16 protein-coding genes and 1 pseudogene are annotated in these 19,869 nt (G+C 41.6%); 10 read left to right on the top strand and 7 right to left on the bottom strand.

Annotation, left to right across the window (positions count from 1 at the left end; genetic code table 11):
* The 10 genes from ilvD to leuB all read left to right on the top strand — a co-directional run.
* Nucleotides 1–1,404 (top strand): dihydroxy-acid dehydratase (gene ilvD / locus JWP71_RS10005; protein WP_299499261.1); only part of this gene is annotated, 1,404 nt, incomplete at its 5' end.
* Nucleotides 1,405–1,424: 20 nt separating this feature from the next.
* Nucleotides 1,425–1,868, top strand: a complete 444-nt coding sequence (locus tag JWP71_RS10000) for a hypothetical protein (protein ID WP_299499259.1) — start codon at nt 1,425–1,427, stop codon at nt 1,866–1,868.
* A gap of 15 nt (nt 1,869–1,883) precedes the next feature.
* A complete protein-coding gene (gene ilvB, locus JWP71_RS09995) occupies nt 1,884–3,623 on the top strand; it encodes a biosynthetic-type acetolactate synthase large subunit (protein WP_299499256.1) in 1,740 nt (579 codons plus the stop codon).
* Between the two features lie 12 nt (nt 3,624–3,635).
* On the top strand, nt 3,636–4,241 hold the full coding sequence (gene ilvN, locus JWP71_RS09990) for an acetolactate synthase small subunit (RefSeq protein ID WP_299499254.1): 606 nt from the start codon (nt 3,636–3,638) through the stop codon (nt 4,239–4,241).
* 107 nt (nt 4,242–4,348) lie between these two features.
* Nucleotides 4,349–5,407 (top strand): ketol-acid reductoisomerase, encoded by a 1,059-nt coding sequence (gene ilvC, locus JWP71_RS09985; RefSeq protein ID WP_299499252.1) that lies wholly within the window; start codon nt 4,349–4,351, stop codon nt 5,405–5,407.
* Nucleotides 5,408–5,500: 93 nt separating this feature from the next.
* Nucleotides 5,501–6,664: a 2-isopropylmalate synthase gene (locus JWP71_RS09980; RefSeq protein ID WP_299499250.1), complete on the top strand. Its 1,164-nt coding sequence runs from the start codon at nt 5,501–5,503 to the stop codon at nt 6,662–6,664.
* 40 nt (nt 6,665–6,704) lie between these two features.
* Complete coding sequence (gene leuC / locus JWP71_RS09975; protein ID WP_299499248.1) at nt 6,705–8,111, top strand: 3-isopropylmalate dehydratase large subunit; 1,407 nt, start codon at nt 6,705–6,707, stop codon at nt 8,109–8,111.
* Nucleotides 8,112–8,215: 104 nt separating this feature from the next.
* Complete coding sequence (gene leuD, locus JWP71_RS09970; RefSeq protein ID WP_299499246.1) at nt 8,216–8,812, top strand: 3-isopropylmalate dehydratase small subunit; 597 nt, start codon at nt 8,216–8,218, stop codon at nt 8,810–8,812.
* A 159-nt stretch (nt 8,813–8,971) separates the two neighbouring features.
* Nucleotides 8,972–10,489, top strand: a complete 1,518-nt coding sequence (locus tag JWP71_RS09965; RefSeq protein ID WP_299499243.1) for an alpha-isopropylmalate synthase regulatory domain-containing protein — start codon at nt 8,972–8,974, stop codon at nt 10,487–10,489.
* Nucleotides 10,490–10,535: 46 nt separating this feature from the next.
* A complete protein-coding gene (gene leuB / locus JWP71_RS09960; protein WP_299499241.1) occupies nt 10,536–11,594 on the top strand; it encodes a 3-isopropylmalate dehydrogenase in 1,059 nt (352 codons plus the stop codon).
* A 390-nt stretch (nt 11,595–11,984) separates the two neighbouring features.
* Here leuB and JWP71_RS09955 read toward each other — a convergent pair whose 3' ends face one another.
* The 7 genes and pseudogenes from JWP71_RS09955 to JWP71_RS09925 form a co-directional block, all read right to left on the bottom strand.
* A complete protein-coding gene (locus JWP71_RS09955; protein ID WP_299499239.1) occupies nt 11,985–12,668 on the bottom strand; it encodes a hypothetical protein in 684 nt (227 codons plus the stop codon).
* A gap of 116 nt (nt 12,669–12,784) precedes the next feature.
* Nucleotides 12,785–14,926, bottom strand: coding sequence for a M1 family metallopeptidase (locus tag JWP71_RS09950; protein WP_299499237.1), 2,142 nt, complete (start codon nt 14,924–14,926; stop codon nt 12,785–12,787).
* Between the two features lie 99 nt (nt 14,927–15,025).
* Nucleotides 15,026–15,370 (bottom strand): Spx/MgsR family RNA polymerase-binding regulatory protein, encoded by a 345-nt coding sequence (locus JWP71_RS09945; RefSeq protein ID WP_299499235.1) that lies wholly within the window; start codon nt 15,368–15,370, stop codon nt 15,026–15,028.
* A 12-nt stretch (nt 15,371–15,382) separates the two neighbouring features.
* Complete coding sequence (locus JWP71_RS09940) at nt 15,383–17,941, bottom strand: outer membrane beta-barrel protein (protein WP_299499233.1); 2,559 nt, start codon at nt 17,939–17,941, stop codon at nt 15,383–15,385.
* A 254-nt stretch (nt 17,942–18,195) separates the two neighbouring features.
* Nucleotides 18,196–18,756: an aminoacyl-tRNA hydrolase gene (gene pth, locus JWP71_RS09935; RefSeq protein ID WP_299499231.1), complete on the bottom strand. Its 561-nt coding sequence runs from the start codon at nt 18,754–18,756 to the stop codon at nt 18,196–18,198.
* A 198-nt stretch (nt 18,757–18,954) separates the two neighbouring features.
* Nucleotides 18,955–19,539, bottom strand: coding sequence for a 50S ribosomal protein L25/general stress protein Ctc (locus tag JWP71_RS09930; protein ID WP_299499229.1), 585 nt, complete (start codon nt 19,537–19,539; stop codon nt 18,955–18,957).
* Nucleotides 19,540–19,665: 126 nt separating this feature from the next.
* A pseudogene (locus tag JWP71_RS09925) lies at nt 19,666–19,869 on the bottom strand (ribose-phosphate pyrophosphokinase); the annotation flags it as partial.

Below are 19,869 nucleotides of genomic sequence, written 5' to 3'. Positions count from 1 at the left end.
TCGTTAGTGAGCCGTGATATCATTGCCGACTCGATCGAAGCTGTAACAGGCGCGCAATATTACGATGGTTTAATTACCCTGCCGGGATGCGATAAGAACATGCCGGGCTCTATTATGGCTATGGGCAGGTTAAACCGCCCGTCTATAATGGTATATGGTGGCACCATCAAACCCGGCCATTGGAAGGGTGAGGACCTGAACATTGTATCGGCATTTGAGGCTTTGGGTAAAAGAATGGCCGGCCAGATAGAGGATGTTGACTTTATGGGCATCGTAAAAAACGCCTGCCCAAGCGCCGGTGCCTGTGGTGGTATATATACCGCAAACACCATGGCAGCAGCTATTGAGGCACTGGGCATGAGCTTGCCTTACTCCTCTTCTAATCCCGCATTGAGCGACGAAAAGAAAGCAGAGTGTTTAGCGGCAGGCAAAGCCATTAAAATATTATTAGAGAAAGATATAAAACCAAGCGATATCATGACCCGCAAAGCATTCGAGAATGCTATGGTGGTAATTATGGTTCTGGGTGGAAGCACCAACGCGGTATTGCACATGATAGCCATGGCAAAAAGTGTTGATGTAAAATTGACGCAAGACGATTTCCAGTTGGTAAGTAACCGTATCCCCGTATTGGCAGACATGAAGCCAAGCGGTAAATACATGATGGAGGACCTGCACAACATTGGCGGTGTACCCGCGGTAATGAAATACCTGTTAAAACAGGGTCTGCTGCATGGCGATTGCCTAACTGTAACCGGCAAAACTATTGCCGAAAACTTAGCAGAAATACCAGAACTGGAATTCGACACACAAAAAATTATATGGCCGGTTGAAGCGCCTGTTAAAGCTACCGGTCACTTACAGATACTTTATGGCAATATTGCCACAGGTGGCAGTGTAGCCAAGATCAGCGGAAAAGAGGGAACCCATTTTGAAGGCCCTGCCCGCGTGTTTGACGGCGAATTTGAACTGATACACGGCATACAAAGCGGACGAGTCAAAAAAGGTGATGTAGTGGTTATCCGCAACGTAGGCCCTAAAGGCGCACCTGGTATGCCCGAAATGCTTAAACCAACATCAGCCATATTCGGCGCAGGTTTAGGCAGTTCTGTAGCATTAATTACCGACGGACGTTTTAGCGGCGGAACGCATGGTTTTGTGGTGGGCCACATCACCCCTGAATCTTTTGACGGCGGTGCTATTGCCTTAATTAAGGATGAGGATAAAATTATTATTGATGCAACAACAAATCAAATCAATGTAATTCTATCAGACGAAGAAATGGCAGCAAGAAGAGCAGCCTGGACTCAACCAAAGTTAAAAGTTACCAAAGGCCTATTATACAGATATGCCAAAACTGTTACCTCAGCAGCCGAAGGTTGCGTAACAGACGAGATGTTGTAAGGTAATTTAATATAAATTAAATGAAGAGAATATTTTTATTCGTGGTCTTGGGCTTTATTACTACGGTAGGTTATGCACAGAGTGATAGTTTGAAACGATTATCAACTGGTATGATCCAATATTCGCCGGCTAGTTTTTTCAGATCCGGGAAATTTACCGTCGATGGAAAGCAAATAACCGTTAAAGAAGTAAATGCAAGATTGGCGAACTATCAACCAGATGCGGACGAGTATAACAAATATAAAAAATATAGAAATCTGACCTATTACACATGCGGATCTGCTTTAGGATTTTTGGCTGCCTCGCTGATAGCTACCGGCAACTCAAATACGTTCAAAAACACATCGTCAAAAATATTTGCGGGGATAGGCATTGGTCTCTTAGTTCCCGAAGCAATATTCGCAAGCAAAAGGAATAAGCATTTCGCGCGCGCTGGATATATATATAATCAACAATTTAGATAATAAACAAGTAACGGTATGGAAGTTGCACAACAGGAAATACTAACACCAGCAGCCACTAAAGAAACCACAAAGATTTCGGGGTCGGTTGCCTTATTAGAAGCATTAATTGCAGAAGGCGTTGATACCATATTCGGTTATCCGGGTGGGGCCATCATGCCTATTTATGATGCTTTGTATGATTATAATGAAAAACTTAACCACGTATTGGTTAGGCACGAGCAAGGTGGCACACATGCAGGGCAAGGTTATGCGCGCACATCAGGTAAAGTGGGTGTGGTTTTTGCAACCAGCGGCCCCGGTGCTACTAACCTGGTAACAGGTTTGGCAGATGCACAAATAGACAGTACACCTTTAGTTTGTATAACCGGGCAGGTATTCGCGCACCTTTTGGGTACCGATGCTTTCCAGGAAACAGACGTTATTAACATTACTACCCCGGTTACCAAATGGAACTACCAGGTAACTGATGCTAACGAGATACCCGAGGTTATTGCCAAGGCTTTCTATATTGCCAAAAGCGGCAGACCGGGACCAGTACTCATCGACATTACCAAGAACGCGCAAATACAGTTATTTGATTACGAAGGTTACACCAAATGTGATCATATCCGTAGTTATAGGCCAAAACCAATTGTGCGCCCGCAGTATATTGAGCAGGCAGCTACTTTGATCAATCAGGCTAAAAAGCCGTTTATATTATTTGGCCAGGGTATATTATTAGGCAGCGCCGAGCAGGAGTTTAAAGCTTTTGTAGAAAAAAGCGGTATTCCTGCAGCATGGACCATATTAGGTGCAGGTGCTATCCCAACAGATCACCCTTTAAACGTGGGTATGCTGGGCATGCATGGCAACTACGGGCCAAACGTGTTAACTAACGACTGCGATGTATTAATAGCGATAGGTATGCGTTTTGATGACCGTGTTACCGGCCGTTTAGATAAATACGCTAAACAGGCTAAGGTTATCCACCTGGATATTGACCCGGCCGAGATAGATAAAAACGTTAAATCAACCGTACCGGTATGGGGCGATTGTAAAGAAACATTGCCTTTGCTAACTGCTTTGATTGAAGAAAAGCAACATACCGAATGGGTTAAACTATTTAACGAGTACACTCAAAAAGAAGTTGACGCTGTGATCCATAAAGAATTGAACCCAACAGAGGGCGAAATGACCATGGGCGAAGTGATAAAACAACTAAACGACCTTACCAAAGGCGAGGCTGTTATAGTTACTGATGTTGGTCAGCACCAAATGGTGGCTTGCCGTTACGCGCAGTTTAACAAAACACGCAGCAATGTAACCAGCGGCGGTTTAGGCACTATGGGTTTTGCATTACCTGCCGCCATAGGCGCTAAATACGGCGCTCAGGACCGTACCGTGGTAGCTATTATTGGCGATGGCGGTTTCCAGATGACCTGCCAGGAATTAGGCACCATCATGCAAACCGGCGTTGATGTGAAGATCATCATTTTAAATAACCGTTTCTTAGGCATGGTGCGCCAGTGGCAGGAACTGTTTAATGAGCGCCGGTATTCGTTTGTTGATATTCAAAGTCCTGATTTTGTAGCATTAGCTGCCGCTTACCGTATACCGGGCAAATGTATAGCCGAGCGTGAAGACCTGCAAGGCGCTTTAAAAGAAATGCTGGATAATAAAGGTTCATTCCTGTTAGAAGTGATGGTAACCAAAGAGAACAACGTGTTCCCGATGGTACCGCAAGGATGTAGTGTTAGTGAGATCAGGCTTAAATAAAGGAGAAAGACAATGAGCAATCAAGACATAGACAAGCAAGAATATAACATCACTATCTACACAGAGAACCAGGTTGGTTTGCTAAACAGGATAGCGATCATATTCACGCGCCGTAAAATAAATATAGATAGTTTGAATACTTCTCCGTCAGAGATCGAGAGTATCCATCGCTTTAATGTGGTAATAACCGAATCTGAAGAAGTGGTACGCAAACTTACCCGCCAGATTGAAAAACAGGTGGAAGTATTAAAAGTATACTACCACACCAACGAGGATGTGATATGGCAGGAGCTGGCCCTTTACAAAGTATCAACTGATGTAATTGCCGAGAAGGTTAGTGTGGAGCGTTTGCTGCGCGAAAATGGCGCACGCGCGGTAGTTATCCGTAAAGATTATACCGTGTTTGAAACTACAGGACATCGCGAAGAGACAGACAACCTGATCAATATTCTGCAACCTTACGGGCTGATAGAGTTTGTGCGCAGTGCAAGGGTAGCTATTATTAAAGACAGCGAAGGTTTTAACTCAAAATTACGTGAGTTTGAACGTTTAGAACCGGGCGAGGAAGTAATAGAAAACGAATACCTGAACAAAGGAGCGAAAGTATTTACTATGTAAGGCGAAAGCTAAAAGCAGAAAGCAAATAAAAAATAACATTAATCATAAACAATCGGTGAGATCATAAAACCATCGGTGAAATCAAAATCAATAAAAAAACAAAAATCATGGCAAAATTAATTTTCGGCACTACTGAAGAAAATGTAGTAACCCGCGAGGAGTTCCCTTTAGCAAAGGCACAAAACATTTTAAAAGATGAAGTGGTAGCTGTTATCGGTTATGGCGTACAGGGCCCCGGCCAGGCGCTTAATCAAAAAGACAATGGCATTAACGTTATTGTTGGTCAGCGTAAAAATTCAAAATCATGGGATAAAGCGGTAAGTGATGGCTTTGTACCCGGCGAAACGCTGTTTGAGATCGAAGAAGCTTTGGAAAAAGGCACTGTAATTTGTTATTTATTAAGCGACGCGGCACAAATTGCTTTATGGCCAACCGTTAAAAAACATTTAACTCCGGGTAAAGCATTATATTTCTCTCACGGTTTCGGTATTACTTTTAATGAGCAAACCGGTATCATCCCTCCTGCTGATGTTGACGTATTTTTAGTTGCTCCAAAAGGATCAGGTACTTCATTACGCCGTATGTTCTTACAGGGCCGTGGCTTAAACTCAAGCTACGCTATATTCCAGGATGCTACAGGCCGCGCTTTCGAGCGTGTTATCGCTTTAGGTATCGCGGTAGGTAGCGGTTATTTGTTTGAAACAGATTTTCGTAAAGAAGTATACAGTGATTTAACTGGCGAGCGTGGTACGCTAATGGGTTGTATCCAGGGTATTTTTGCTGCTCAATATGAAGTATTACGCAGCAATGGCCACTCTCCTTCCGAGTCTTTCAACGAAACTGTTGAAGAATTAACTCAATCATTAATGCCTTTAGTTGCAGAAAATGGTATGGATTGGATGTATGCTAATTGCTCAACCACAGCACAACGTGGCGCGTTAGATTGGTGGAAGAAATTCCGTGACGCTACTAAACCGGTATTTGAAGACCTGTACAAAAGCGTTGCAACTGGTGTTGAGTCACAAAAATCAATTGATTCAAATAGCAAAACTGATTACCGCGAAAAATTAGACGCAGAGTTAAAAGAATTACGCGACAGCGAATTATGGCAGGCAGGCAAAACTGTACGCAGTTTACGCCCCGAGAACCAAGCTGTAGAAGCATAATTTTTAGTAGTAAGTATTTAGTAGCAAGTATTAAGACCTGCTGCTAAATACTTGCTACTTGATACTAAATACTTTATACTAAATAAAAAAGATATGTTACACGATCCAAACCGAGTCTACGTTTTCGATACCACGCTTCGCGATGGCGAGCAGGTACCGGGCTGCCAGTTAACTACCCCTGAAAAAATTGAGATAGCCCACGAACTGGAAGCATTAGGCGTGGACATTATTGAAGCAGGTTTCCCCGTATCAAGCCCCGGCGATTTCCAGAGTGTGGTGGAAATATCAAAGGCCGTGAAAAATCCAATTGTTTGCGCGCTAACCCGTGCCAACAAAGGCGATATTGATGTAGCTGTTGAATCATTACAGTATGCCAAACATCCGCGTATACATACCGGTATTGGCGCATCTGACATGCATATCAAAAACAAATTTAACAGCACCCGCGAAGAAATATTGGTGCGTGCTGTTGAGGCTGTAAAATATGCTAAAAAATCTGTCGAAGACATTGAGTTTTATGCGGAAGATGCCGGCCGTGCCGACATTCACTTCCTGGCTCAAATGATAGAAGCTGTAATTGCAGCAGGCGCTACCGTTGTAAACATACCAGATACAAATGGCTATTGCCTGCCTGATCAATACGGCGAAAAAATAAAGTTCCTGAAAGAGAACGTAAAAAATATTGATAAGGCCATTATATCAGTGCATTGCCATAACGATTTGGGTTTAGCTACGGCAAACTCTATTGCAGGCCTGCAAAACGGTGCCCGCCAAATTGAAGGCACTATTAATGGCATTGGTGAGCGTGCAGGTAATACTTCTATTGAAGAAGTAGTGATGATCCTGAAAACACACCAGGTATTGGGCTTACACACCCATATCAACACAAAAAACTTTTTTGAGCTTAGCCGTATGGTTAGCGCACAAATGCGCATGCCGGTGCAGCCTAATAAGGCTATAGTTGGCAGTAACGCGTTTGCACACAGTTCTGGCATTCACCAGGACGGGTTCCTGAAAAATCGTGAAAATTACGAGATCATCAGGCCCGAAGATGTAGGTTTCCCTAACGCAAGTATTGTGCTTACTGCACGCAGCGGAAGGCATGCCCTAAAATTCCACCTGGAACGTTTGGGTTACAACCTAAGTAAAGAGGAATTGGCCGCGGCATATCATCGCTTCCTGGTATTGGCTGATAATAAATTGGATATAAATGATGAGGATTTGTTAATATTAGTAGGCGACAAAAAATTTGCATAAGCCTATCTTTGTATAACGGATAGAAATAAATAGAAATAAAATGAGCAAGACATTATTTGATAAGGTGTGGGACACACACGTAGTACGTAAGATTGAAGGCGGGCCGGATGTGCTTTTTATTGATCGCCACCTTATCCACGAAGTTACAAGCCCGGTAGCCTTTTTAGGATTAAAGACAAGGGGAATAAAAGTTTTATATCCCAAACGTACATTTGCTACCGCAGATCATAACACACCAACCCTAAATCAGCATTTGCCGGTTGCCGATCCGTTATCGGCTAACCAGTTGCACATGCTGGAAGAAAATTCTAACGAATATGGCATTAGCTATTGGGGCTTGGGTCATCAAAAAAATGGTATCGTTCACGTTGTCGGGCCAGAATATGGTATTACCCAACCCGGTGCAACCATTGTTTGCGGCGACTCGCATACCTCAACCCATGGCGCTTTTGGTGCCATAGCTTTTGGTATTGGTACGTCTGAAGTTGAAATGGTATTGGCAACCCAATGCATTATGCAGCCAAAGCCTAAAAAAATGCGCATTAATGTTAATGGCAAATTAGGTAAAAGTGTTACGCCAAAGGATGTTGCGTTGTTTATCATCTCTCAACTAACTACCTCGGGCGCTACAGGCTATTTTGTTGAATATGCAGGTGATGTTTTTGAGAACATGACTATGGAGGGCCGGATGACGGTTTGTAACCTGAGCATTGAAATGGGCGCGCGAGGCGGTATGATAGCCCCGGATGAAACTACCATTAACTATGTAAAAGGCCGCGAGTTTAGCCCTAAAGGCGAGGCTTGGGATAAAGCATTAGCTTATTACAAAACGTTAAAAACAGATGCCGACGCGGTATTTGATAAAGAATTAACATTTGATGGCGCTACCATCGAGCCAATGATAACTTATGGTACCAACCCGGGTATGGGTATGGGTATATCGCATGACATTCCTGATGCTGCACATGTAGAAGGCGGCGCGGCAACCTATGCAAAATCATTAGGCTATATGGGCTTTAGTGAGGGCCAAAGCATGATAGGCAAACAGGTAGATTTTGTTTTTGTTGGCAGCTGTACCAATGGTCGTATAGAAGATTTCAGGGCATTTACATCCCTGATAAAAGGGAAACATAAGGCTGATAATGTTACCGCATGGTTAGTTCCCGGATCGCACATTGTTGAGGCACAAATTAAAGAAGAAGGTTTACTGGATATTTTAACCGAAGCCGGATTTGAATTGCGCCAGCCGGGTTGTTCTGCCTGTTTAGCTATGAATGATGATAAAGTACCTGCCGGCAAATACGCAGTAAGTACCTCAAACAGAAACTTCGAAGGAAGGCAGGGCCCGGGTTCACGTACCATGTTAGCAAGTCCGCTGGTTGCAGCTGCTGCCGCTGTTACCGGCGTGGTTACAGACCCAAGAACATTAATTGAAGAATTGGCATAAAGAGGTCAATAGCCCATAGTCGATAGTCCATAGCTAAAAGCTATCCAAGTACTATTATCGACTATGGACCATGGACTATCGACCAACTAAAAAAAGAAAAGAATATGGCTTACGATAAATTTAATATACTAACAAGCACCGCGGTACCATTGCCTATAGAGAATGTGGATACCGACCAACTAATACCTGCCCGCTTTTTAAAGGCGACAGAGCGTGTTGGATTTGGTGACAATCTTTTCCGCGACTGGCGGTATAACCCGGATAATACACCGAAAAAAGACTTTGTGTTGAACGACTCTACCTACAGCGGTAAAATATTGGTGGGCGGTAAAAACTTTGGCTCAGGCTCATCAAGGGAGCATGCTGCATGGGCCGTTTATGATTACGGTTTCCGTTGCGTGGTGTCCAGCTTTTTTGCTGATATTTTTAAAGGTAACTGTTTAAATATTGGTGTATTGCCAGTACAGGTTAGTCCTGAGTTTTCCGAAAAAATATTCGCGGCGATATTTGCTGATCCTAAAACTGAATTAGAGGTAAATCTGCCAAATCAAACTATCACGTTATTATCAACAGGCGAAAAAGAAACTTTCGAAATTAATTCATACAAAAAGAATAATATGTTGAATGGCTTTGATGATATCGATTATCTGCAAAGCATAAAAGGCGAAATTGAGGAGTTTGCAGTGAACCTTCCGCTTTAATATCCTCTATGATCTTTGTGCAATCTTAGTGCCCCCGGTGGTAAATTTAAACACAGAGAACACTAAGATTGCACAAAGCACACTAAGATTTGGATTACTTGAGTTAAGAATTCACTTTCAAACAGCTCACATAAATAGCCGAACCACAGAAACCACATAATGGAAAGACGCAAAATAGAGATAATGGATACAACGCTTCGTGATGGAGAACAAACATCGGGCGTGTCTTTTTCCATTTCAGAAAAGCTTACCATAACCCAATTATTGCTTGAAGAGCTTAATGTGGATAGGGTGGAGATTGCGTCTGCACGTGTATCAGAGGGTGAGTTTCAGGCAGTTAAAACCATTTTAAACTGGGCAGAAGCAAACGGATATGCAGACCGCATAGAGGTATTATCTTTTGTAGATAACGGCGTTTCTATCAATTGGATGTTAAACGCCGGTGTTAAGGTACAGAACCTGTTAACCAAAGGCTCATTAAATCATCTCATCCATCAGCTTAAAAAAACACCCGAACAGCATTTTGAAGAAATAAAGCAGGCTATTAACCTGGCCGCAAAAAACAACATTGCTACCAACGTTTATTTAGAAGATTGGAGCAATGGCATGCGCAACTCGCCCAAATATGTTTATCAATTCTTAGATTTTCTTGTTCAACAACCGGTAAAAAGGATACTCTTGCCTGATACGCTGGGCGTTTTAACGCCCGGGGAAACCTATAAGTTTTTATCAGAATTGATAGCAAAATACCCAACTATCCATTTTGATTTTCACGCGCATAATGATTACGACTTGGGTACAGCCAATGTTTTAGAGGCTGTAAAAGCTGGTGTAAGCGGATTGCACCTAACCATAAACGGCATGGGCGAGCGGGCCGGAAATGCCGCGTTAGCCAGTGCTGTTGCTGTAATTCATGATTTTGCACCCGAGGTTGAAGTGGGTATCAAAGAGTCGTCTATTTATACGGTAAGTAAACTGGTTGAAACTTTTTCGGGGGTTAGGATACCCTCTAACAAGCCAATTGTTGGCGATAATGTATTTACCCAAACAGCAGGTATACATGCCGATGGTGACAATAAAAATAACTTATATTTTAATGATCTGCTCCCCGAGCGATTTGGCAGAAAGCGCGAATACGCCCTGGGCAAAACATCAGGCAAAGCCAACATCGAAAAAAACCTGCAGGAACTTGGCTTGAAACTAAACGATGCCGACTTAAAGAAAGTTACCCAGCGTGTTATTGAACTTGGCGATAAAAAAGAAACGGTAACAAAAGAAGATCTGCCTTATATTATATCCGACGTGTTGGATAGCAGCCTGTATGATGAAAAAGTTATCGTTGAATCATATGTGTTAATGCACGCTATGGGTTTACGCCCGTCGGCAACTATTTCTATGAGTATTGATGGCGAAAAATTTGAAGAAAACGCGCAGGGCGATGGTCAGTTTGACGCGTTTATGAACGCCCTTGCCAAAGTTTATACCAAGAAACAACGAACCTTGCCAAAGCTGATAGATTATGCGGTACGCATTGCTCCCGGCAGTAGTTCGGACGCGTTATGCGAAACCATCATCACCTGGGAAACACCCGAAAAGAAATTCATAACCCGTGGTTTGGATTCAGATCAAACGGTTTGCGCGATAAAGGCTACGCAGAAAATGTTGAATATAATATAGTGATCATAAAAAGATTGACAATTAACAAGTATAAAAAATAGATATAATGAAACTTAATATCGCACTTTTAGCAGGAGACGGAATTGGACCAGAGGTTATAGACCAGGCCGTTAAAGTATCAAATGCTGTAGCAAAGAAATTTAATCACGAAATTACCTGGACAGCTGCCTTAACCGGCGCCGCCGCTATAGATGCTGTTGGTGAGCCTTACCCTGATTCGACCCACGAGGTTTGCATGGCGGCTGATGCGGTTCTTTTTGGCGCTATCGGTCACCCAAGGTTTGATAATGATCCAAAAGCTACCGTTCGCCCGGAGCAGGGCCTTTTAAAAATGCGTAAAAAACTGGGGCTGTTTGCAAATGTTCGTCCCACATTTACTTTCCCATCGTTAATTGATAATTCTCCGTTGAAACGCGAGCGTATTGAAGGCACCGACCTTATCATCTTACGCGAACTAACAGGCGGTATCTATTTTGGCGAAAGAGGCCGTAAAGACGACGGCAATACCGCTTTTGATACTTGTACCTATACCCGGGCAGAAGTACAGCGCCTGGCAAAATTAGGTTTTGAAATGGCCATGACACGTGGCAAAAGATTGTGCTGTGTAGATAAGGCTAACGTATTGGAAACCTCTCGCCTTTGGAGAGAAACCGTACAGGATATGGAAAAAGATTTCCCCGAAGTTACCGTAAGTTATGAGTTTGTTGATGCCGTAGCTATGCGTTTGGTACAATGGCCTAACAGCTACGATGTATTAATTACCGAAAACCTTTTTGGTGATATTTTAACCGATGAGGCATCTGTAATATCCGGTTCTATGGGTTTAATGCCATCTGCATCAATTGGTATCCATACATCGTTGTTTGAGCCCATACACGGCTCATATCCGCAGGCAGCGGGTAAAGATATTGCTAATCCGTTGGCAACTGTATTATCAGCTGCTATGATGTTTGAGGATGCCTTCGGATTAAAAGAAGAAGCAGAACTGATCAGATCGGTTGTAAATAAATCACTGGCAGAAGGTATTGTAACCGAAGATCTGTCTGGTAAAAATAAAGCTTACAAAACAAGTGAAGTAGGCGATTGGCTGGCTAAGAATATATAATAGTTAACCTAAATTTATCATTTTCACGCTAAGTGAGAATGATCTCTTGAGCGATAGCGAAAAAATCTATACATGGGCAAATAGCACATGTATAGATTTCTCCCTGCGGTCGAAATGACAGGGTGTTATTTCAGGGAAATCACTTTTTAAATTTTATTGTCGTTTTTTGGCTAAAGCCCCCTTTTAATGATTGTTTCTTCCGCCCCATAAATGGGACGGCAATGAATTTAGCCACTGTTTTTGACCTGATTTTTCATTTATTGCCGTTGGGCTTCAGCCAACGGCCAGATTGCAATGATTGAAATGGCTTTAGCCACAAATTTATATGCCTGCATTTTAAATGCGATTTCCCTGGGCATTATATTATTCTTGCGCTATATTATTCTTTTTTTAATTACCTGTTAAACTTTGTACCACACGCTTATCCGGCGGTAGCGCCATATATTTTTTATAAGAGTCGTTAATATAAGCTGCCAGTGATGGTCCGCTGTTATTTCTTAAAAACACATAGCTGGGTCTGTATAACGACATGAAATTTTCCAGGTCCTGGCCTTTCAGCGGTACAATACTTCCCACATAAGCTACGCTGTATACTTCATCTATATGGCGTTCTTGGGCTTCGGTAGCAAAATAGCGTTTTAACCTTCGTGCGTCCTTGCCTTCTTTTGAAAACCAGGTACTTGGCGAAAGCACGTAAACCTTACTTTTTTCATATACCTGCGGATATTCCTCACGTGGATTAAAGTTTGATCGTTTAGCGCTAATATAAACCTGGCGAAGGCTTATACTTAATGCTTTTAATTCGATCTTTTTAGGTTTCATATCTATCACATATACCGTATCAGACATATAGCCTGGCGAGTCGAAAACAATGAGGTTGCCCGTTTCCGCTTTTATTTCAAATTTGCCGTCCTTATCAGCAAGTGTAAGCTGTTTGTTATTGGTATTATGGATAAAAACATTAATTAACTTTTCATTGGTCCCCAATTCGTATACAGTTCCTTTTAACAGCTCCTGTGCGTTGGCAGCATAAGCAATAAATAACATTATAAAAATTACAAGGTAGCGTTTCATGGTGTATCAAATTATGTGATCAATATAACTCAATTATAATACCAATAGTTAATCCATTAGCATATTTAACAATAGCGTTACAAACAAAAAACCCGGCTGTGAACCGGGTTTCTGTATTATTGCTTTTTCCAAACGTTATTGGCCGGATTGTAATCCGGTAAAGTTGAATCAGGATTATAAGTTACTGATTCTATAGCTTCGGTAGATGGGTACCTGAACGACCAGCTCACATTGCGCTCCCATATTTCGGCCGTAAAATTCACACGTTCTGTTTTACCACTAACAGTTTTAATTTCGAGCACAACAGGCATAGCCATTTTCTCCAGGTTATCAATAGTAATTATTGCTCCTTTAGCCGGATCATCATCTATATATTTAACACCACGTACGGCTACGTCTAAACGATAAGTATTTTCAAACCAACCTCTCCAAAACCACTGCAAGCTTTCGCCCGAAGCATTTTCTATTGTACGGAAAAAATCATCAGGTGTTGGATGTTTAAAGGCCCAACGGTTAATGTAGGTTTTAAACGCGAAATCAAAACGCTCGGGCCCTAATATCTGCTCGCGCAACATTACTAAGCCCGCGCTTGGTTTACTGTATAACAGGGTGCCGTTATTTGTCTCCTTTAAATTATCCGGATTGCTCAAAATTGGTTCGAGTGTAGGGCGGGTAAAATTGTTCCAGCTTGCCAAACGTCCGGTAGTGGTTAGTGCGCGATAAAACTCTCCTTTTAACGAATTTTGAGTTGAAAGGGTATTAATAAAAGTATTAAATCCTTCGTCCATCCAGCCATATAAACGCTCATTAGAACCCACGATCATCGGGAACCAGGTATGGCCAAACTCGTGGTCAATTACACCCCAGCCGCCGCCTAAGCTGCAAAATATCATACCGGGATATTCCATACCGCCTGCTTTACCGGCAACACCTGAAGCCGCAGGATAAGGATACTCAAACCATTTTTGAGAATTATATTCAATTGAAGCTTTTATCATTTCGGTTCCACGGCTCCATTGCGGGGCTCGGCCTCCTGTTGCTGTCGAGCCTGGCAGTGTAGCGCTTTCTACCGGGTAAGCAGAAATAGCAATTGATTTTTTGCCACTTGGCAAATTGATCTTAGCGGCATCAACAATAAATGCAGCAGATGCTCCCCATGAAGCATCACGGGCATTGTGTATTTTGAAGTGCCAGGTTAACTCAGGTTTTCCGGTTGGACGTGAAGCCGGGTTTGTTACCTCGTCGGCCGAACGGATCATTACAGTTTTATCACTTTCGGCCGCCTGTGCCCATCTTTTTACCTGTTCGGGTGTATAAACATCTTTAGTGTTCAATAACTCGCCAGAGCACACTACAATGTCTTTAGCCGGTGCGGTAATATTGATATCAAAATCACCATACTCTAAATAAAATTCACTTTCGCCGGTATATGGCAAAGTGTTCCAGCCCATCACATCATCATATACACACATACGCGGGTACCATTGTGCAACCTGGAATATTTTCCCGTTTTTTGATTGATTTGTATTGATTATACCCATACGGTCTGAACCATAATCGGGCGATGTAAATGAATATTCTATCTTCAATTTTAACTGGCCGCCATTTGCAGCTAACTGCGTTGGCAAAAACACTTGCATGCGGGTATCATTTACCAGGTATTTTGCATCAATAGCCGTAGTTGTTTTACTGCCTTTAGCTGTGCTTAATATTTTTACAGATTTTATTTTATAACCTGCATCAAACGCTTGCCCTTGTCCCCAGTTACGGCTTTGCTGTATACCGGCTGCATTTAATGGAACTTGTTTATTTCCTCTTGAATCTAATTTAAACAGGTTTTGATCTAACTGCATCCATATAAAACCCATTTTTTGAGGGCTGTTATTGGTATACGTTAAAATTTCTGAACCTACAATTTCGTTGGTTTCGTCATGCAGAGTTGCCGCTAACTGGTAATCGGCGCGGTTTTGCCAGTATTTTGGCCCGGGCTGCCCATCGGATGCACGAACATCATCGCCATTTTTAGTATAAAAAAACGGTTTCCATAATTCATGATAATTGTAGTTTGTTGGCGGGGCATTGGGGTCTGCAACCTCTACAGCACGACCGCCACGAGCCGGACGAGCGGCATTGGTAGCAGGTGTGCCGGTGGCAGGTGTAGCCGCCGGAGTTGTTTGTGGAGGCGTAGTTTGTGCCTTAGCGATGGCAATACTAGCGCAAAAAGCCAGTACTAAACCAGCAGTGGAATTCAATTTCATCAGTTAATTTTAAGTTAATTTAAGGTAAAAATATAAAAATAAGCGAATAGTATTCTGCGTAAGCAAATTATTACAAGCGTTTTATCAAAAACCGCGCTATTATTTAAATTGCTGTTGATACACCGCCTCGTCAAAACCAAAAAACAGGAACTCGCCATCCTCAATAACGGGCCTTTTTATCATACTTGTTTTTTGCTGCAATAATTGCAAAGCATCATTTTTTGTTTTTATACTTTCCTTTACTTCCGGGTCAAGCTGCTTCCAGGTAAGGCCCTGTTTATTCATAAATTTATCGTACCCGGCTTTACTGTCCCACTCCTTTAATTTATCTGCAGTTATACCCAGTTTCTTAAAATCATGAAACTCATAGGCAACCTGGTTGGCTTTAAGCCAATCTAATGCTTTTTTAACTGTGTTACAATTGGTTATTCCGTAAACTTTCATACGCGTTATTTTTTAATTTGGCGGTGTTTGTACCGGCGGCGCTACCGGTGGTGTTGCGGGTGGCGGCGTGGTTATACTTGGCGGCGGATTAGCTGCCGGGTTTTGCGGCGGATTATTTTGTGGCGGTGGCTGTACTAAAGGCTTGCTCATATCATCGCTATTTATAGTCCGCTGGTTTCGCCTGATGGCATCTTTTAACTTACCAAAATGATAATATAAACTTATAGCATATACCCGTAAATAACTTTGTGTATAATTAGACTGCACAAAATCTATCCCGTTGGTATTACGTATGTTGGTGCGGTATTTTGAAAATGGGTTACTAACCGATGCAGACAGGGTTACTTTATTTTTCACAATTTCTTTACTGCCGCTATAAGCCGTATATAAATAAGCATTGGATTTACCCTGTAATGAAATAAACGGACTGTTAAAGTTAAAATTAGCATTAACGCGGTAGCCCTTTCCCAGCTTATAACCTGTAGAAGTATTAAAATATCCCTGCAGGCCCGAGTTTTTTGTGAGCGCTCCGTCAACTGTTCCTTCTAACCATAGGTAGTTTAAATTCCCATTTAAGCTAAAATTCCAAAGGCGGGTAATAGGGTAATTAACGTTGAAGTTGCTCCCTAGCGATTGGTTCTTGCCTACGTTATCAAAAGTAGAACGGGTAATACCGGTAACCTTATCATAGGTTGATATTTGTTGAACGGTATTACTTGCCACACTATAGCTCAAACCAATATTAATTGATCCTTTTTTGAAACGGTTATAATTCATTTGATAATTATTGCTTACAACCGTTTTCAGATTAGGATTACCGGCATATTCAAAATTGGGGTTTGAGCGGTCAACAAAGGGGTTAAGATTTGTTATGCCCGGGCGCTGTATACGTTGGGTAAACCCAAAGTTTAAGCTGCTCATGTTGCTAAATTTCCAATTGATTGAAATAGATGGTATAAAATTAAAGTAATTTTGATTTATCTGCTGCGAGCTTGTTATAAAATTGGCATTAACAATAGTTTCTTCCACACGCCCCCCAACTTTAAATCCCCAATTTTCAAGGTTATATTGATAAGAGTTGTAAACCCCTAATATATACCGGTTATTATCATAGGCATTGGTACGTGCCGGGTCAAGGTCATAACGCGTTGGCATTGCATTTAACGGATCGTATCTTAAAGAGTCATACTGAAAATCACTGGTACCATTCCTGATAATACCTTTAAAACCAGCTTCAACATTTAAAACCTTTACCGTTTGGGCATAATCCAGCTGTATGTTTTGTTCTTTAGATTGTTCCTGATTGTTTTGCTGGTAATCCGGGTGCCCTAAAACAGGATAATATACCCGTTTTGAAATACCCAGATCATTAAACTGGGTATTATTGGATATAGTGTATTTATAAGAAAAAGTTAACAATTGATCTTTGCGATTTTTAAAGCCAAGCTGATAATTGATCCCAACATCAAAACCATTATACTTACCCCTGCCCGCGTTTGCTATATTATAGCTCTGCATAATGGTATCTATTTTAGTTTTTACAGATGCCTGGTTACTTTGCGAAGTAGAGTTACCGCCATTTATATTAAATTCGGCAGTTAATAAATTAAGGGTATCTAATTCATAGCTAAATTCTGTACCAATATAGCCACTTTTATTAGTTGAGTAGCGCGTACCTGATTGATTAAGACTTGTTGTATCAGTAGCTATGCGGCTACTTGAGTTAGTGGTTTGCGGTTGTTTATTATAGTTGGCCCCGTAAAAAGCAGATGCACCAAATTTACCCTGCTTAAAGGTAAATGATCCGCCTGCACCCGGCCCGCCCACCGGGAACCTATGGCTTATATTTAAACTGCCATTATAGCCGTTATCAATTTTTTTTGTGGTGATGATATTTATTATTCCTGCTAAACCTTCACTATCATATTTTGCTGGCGGGGTGGTAATAACCTCTATACGTTGTATGCTTGATGCCGGCATGGCCCTGAAAATATCTTTTGGGCTTCGCGCTACCAGGCTGGATGGTTTACCATTTATTAATATTTTATAATCGCCGCCGCCTTTTAATAATATATTATCATCAGCGTCTAATGATAACAATGGCACTTTACGCAGCATATCCAACACATTAAGCACTTTGCTTTCAGGATCGGCCTGTATATCATAACTAATACGGTCAACTTCCTGTTTTATTAATGGCTTATCGGCAGTTATGGTAACTTCGTTTAATCCATTTGCCGATGGCGACATTATTATTTTTCCAACGTCTGTAATAGCCTCCTTGCCGGCAACAATACTTATAGTTTTTGTTTTATATCCTAATGTTGATAACGTAAGTTTATAAGCTTTTGGTGCTACTCCTTCAAATTCGAAAGTGCCGTCATCTTTGGCTAATCCGCTTTTTACGGCCAGCTTGGTAGCCGGATTCATTAGCGATACGGTTACATACCCTAAGGGTGCATTGGTTGTAGAGTCTATCAGCATTCCCCTAACTGTTATTGTTTTACGGGTTTGGGCCGATGATATAAAATACAGGCAACAGCACAGCACTATAAGTACTATTTTTTTCATAGTCTTGGTAAATGTATTATCGATAGCGTATTTAGATAGATTTATATGCTGCGATTTTACCAAAATTCAGCCCAATTATTGGGCTCGTAACAAGAGTATTACTTATTTATTATTTGATTGCTATAAGTAGGAAAATATTATTAAAATTATTTTTTGCTACTGCTCCCCTACAGGGGAAACGGTACAATAATTTATATTACAAACAGATAGCCCGTTGGCAAGAGCCTTTCGCAGCGAGGAAAATAATTTCGGCTTTACTTATTAAACTTCGTCATAGTCAATTCTGTACCTATCGCAGCAAAGCTTTTTATCATTTCAATCGAGCGATCTATCAGCGCGGGCAGCTCGGGCTTTTCGTCATCATCAAACCCACTTAATACATAATCAACCTGGCGTCCTTTGGGATAGTTATCACTTACGCCAAAGCGCAGACGCGCGTAATCATTGTTGCCCAGGGTAGCTTCAATATGTTTTAAACCGTTGTGCCCGGCGGCGCTGCCTTTTGGTTTTAGGCGCAGTGTGCCCAAAGGCAACGCAATATCATCTACAACAACAAGCACATTTTCAATAGGTATCTTTAGTTCCTTCATCCAGTGGTTCAATGCTTTACCACTTAGGTTCATGTAGGTTGTTGGTTTTATCAGGTGCAGGGTACGGCCCTTATGAGACACCTCTGTATAATAAGCCAGGCGCATGCTGTGAAACTTTGCTCCCTCCTGTTTAGCCAATTCATCCAACACCATAAACCCTATGTTATGCCGCGTATCGGCATATTCCGGACCAATGTTACCTAAACCAACAATCAGATATTTCATACCACTTTGCACCGGCGGCCTTTTTGCCGGTGTCGCTTTTTTTTAAATACTTACTAAAATAGGGTCTTATACCATACCTCCCCGGCCCCCTAAAGGGGAAGCTGGTTTAGTTGCGAATATATTACTTTAAAATAAAAAGAGCGACAGGTAATACCTATCGCTCTTAATTTTCCATTCCCCTTTAGGGGGTTAGGGGGATTATTTTTTACCTGATGCTGCTTCTTGTTCAGCCTGGCGTAATGCACGTGAAGTAGTTACCGATACAATGGTATCTTCTTTAGCATTAGTGATAGTATAGTTACCAACTGTTAAATCAGAAACCTTTACAGATTTACCAACTTCTAAAGTTTCGATACTAACTTCAATAAAGTCTAAATGATCTTTAGGTAATGCTTTTATACGTAATTTACGTAATTTTTGCACTAATTTACCACCTACTTTAACACCCGGAGAAGTACCTGTTAAACGCACAGGGATCTCAATAGTGATAGGTTTCTTTTGATCCAGTAATAAAAAATCTACGTGTATGATCTGCTCAGTTAATGGATGAAACTGAAGATCTTTAATAATGGCCTGTGATTTAACACCAGCAATGTCAAGGTCGATGAAATGAACCACCGGAGTATAAACTACGGGTCTCAAATCAGCTGCGGACACTGAAAAGTGGGTTTGGGTTGGCCCACCGTAAAGCACTGCAGGTACCAAACTTTGGTAACGCAGCTCTTTAGCGTCTCTTTTCCCTACGTTCTCTCTTGGAGAACCGCTAATAGCAATTGATTTCATTGTTTTTATTTATTTGTTTATTGTTAAACCTCACCTTGCGTGAGGATACCTTTAAGTCCATAGTCAACAGACCATAGATTATTTTATTCATTTAAAAAAGACTATGGACTATCGACCATAGACTATCTAAACAACCTTAAATAACTGGCTGATAGATCCGTGTTCGTTTACATTCATTATCGCCTTTGCAAATAAATCAGCAGTTGACAGCACTGTTATTTTTTTGCTGGTGCGCTTCAAAGGTATAGTATCAGTTACTATCAATTCGGCTAAAGCTGAATTTTCAATGGTTTCATAGGCGTCGCCTGATAAAACAGGGTGTGTACAAAC

Source organism: Mucilaginibacter sp., from assembly GCF_028287845.1.
GTDB lineage: Bacteria > Bacteroidota > Bacteroidia > Sphingobacteriales > Sphingobacteriaceae > Mucilaginibacter.
The sequence above is the reverse complement of the archived record's forward strand: the minus strand, read 5'-3'. Positions and strand labels throughout refer to the sequence as shown.

Excerpts from the sequence above, each read along its gene's own strand:
- JWP71_RS10000 (WP_299499259.1), top strand. The coding sequence starts at position 1,425 with ATGAAGAGAATATTTTTATTCGTGGTCTTGGGCTTTATTACTACGGTA.
- ilvB (WP_299499256.1), top strand. The coding sequence starts at position 1,884 with ATGGAAGTTGCACAACAGGAAATACTAACACCAGCAGCCACTAAAGAA.
- ilvN (WP_299499254.1), top strand. The coding sequence starts at position 3,636 with ATGAGCAATCAAGACATAGACAAGCAAGAATATAACATCACTATCTAC.
- ilvC (WP_299499252.1), top strand. The coding sequence starts at position 4,349 with ATGGCAAAATTAATTTTCGGCACTACTGAAGAAAATGTAGTAACCCGC.
- JWP71_RS09980 (WP_299499250.1), top strand. The coding sequence starts at position 5,501 with ATGTTACACGATCCAAACCGAGTCTACGTTTTCGATACCACGCTTCGC.
- leuC (WP_299499248.1), top strand. The coding sequence starts at position 6,705 with ATGAGCAAGACATTATTTGATAAGGTGTGGGACACACACGTAGTACGT.
- leuD (WP_299499246.1), top strand. The coding sequence starts at position 8,216 with ATGGCTTACGATAAATTTAATATACTAACAAGCACCGCGGTACCATTG.
- JWP71_RS09965 (WP_299499243.1), top strand. The coding sequence starts at position 8,972 with ATGGAAAGACGCAAAATAGAGATAATGGATACAACGCTTCGTGATGGA.
- leuB (WP_299499241.1), top strand. The coding sequence starts at position 10,536 with ATGAAACTTAATATCGCACTTTTAGCAGGAGACGGAATTGGACCAGAG.
- JWP71_RS09955 (WP_299499239.1), bottom strand. The coding sequence starts at position 12,668 with ATGAAACGCTACCTTGTAATTTTTATAATGTTATTTATTGCTTATGCT.
- JWP71_RS09950 (WP_299499237.1), bottom strand. The coding sequence starts at position 14,926 with ATGAAATTGAATTCCACTGCTGGTTTAGTACTGGCTTTTTGCGCTAGT.
- JWP71_RS09945 (WP_299499235.1), bottom strand. The coding sequence starts at position 15,370 with ATGAAAGTTTACGGAATAACCAATTGTAACACAGTTAAAAAAGCATTA.
- JWP71_RS09940 (WP_299499233.1), bottom strand. The coding sequence starts at position 17,941 with ATGAAAAAAATAGTACTTATAGTGCTGTGCTGTTGCCTGTATTTTATA.
- pth (WP_299499231.1), bottom strand. The coding sequence starts at position 18,756 with ATGAAATATCTGATTGTTGGTTTAGGTAACATTGGTCCGGAATATGCC.
- JWP71_RS09930 (WP_299499229.1), bottom strand. The coding sequence starts at position 19,539 with ATGAAATCAATTGCTATTAGCGGTTCTCCAAGAGAGAACGTAGGGAAA.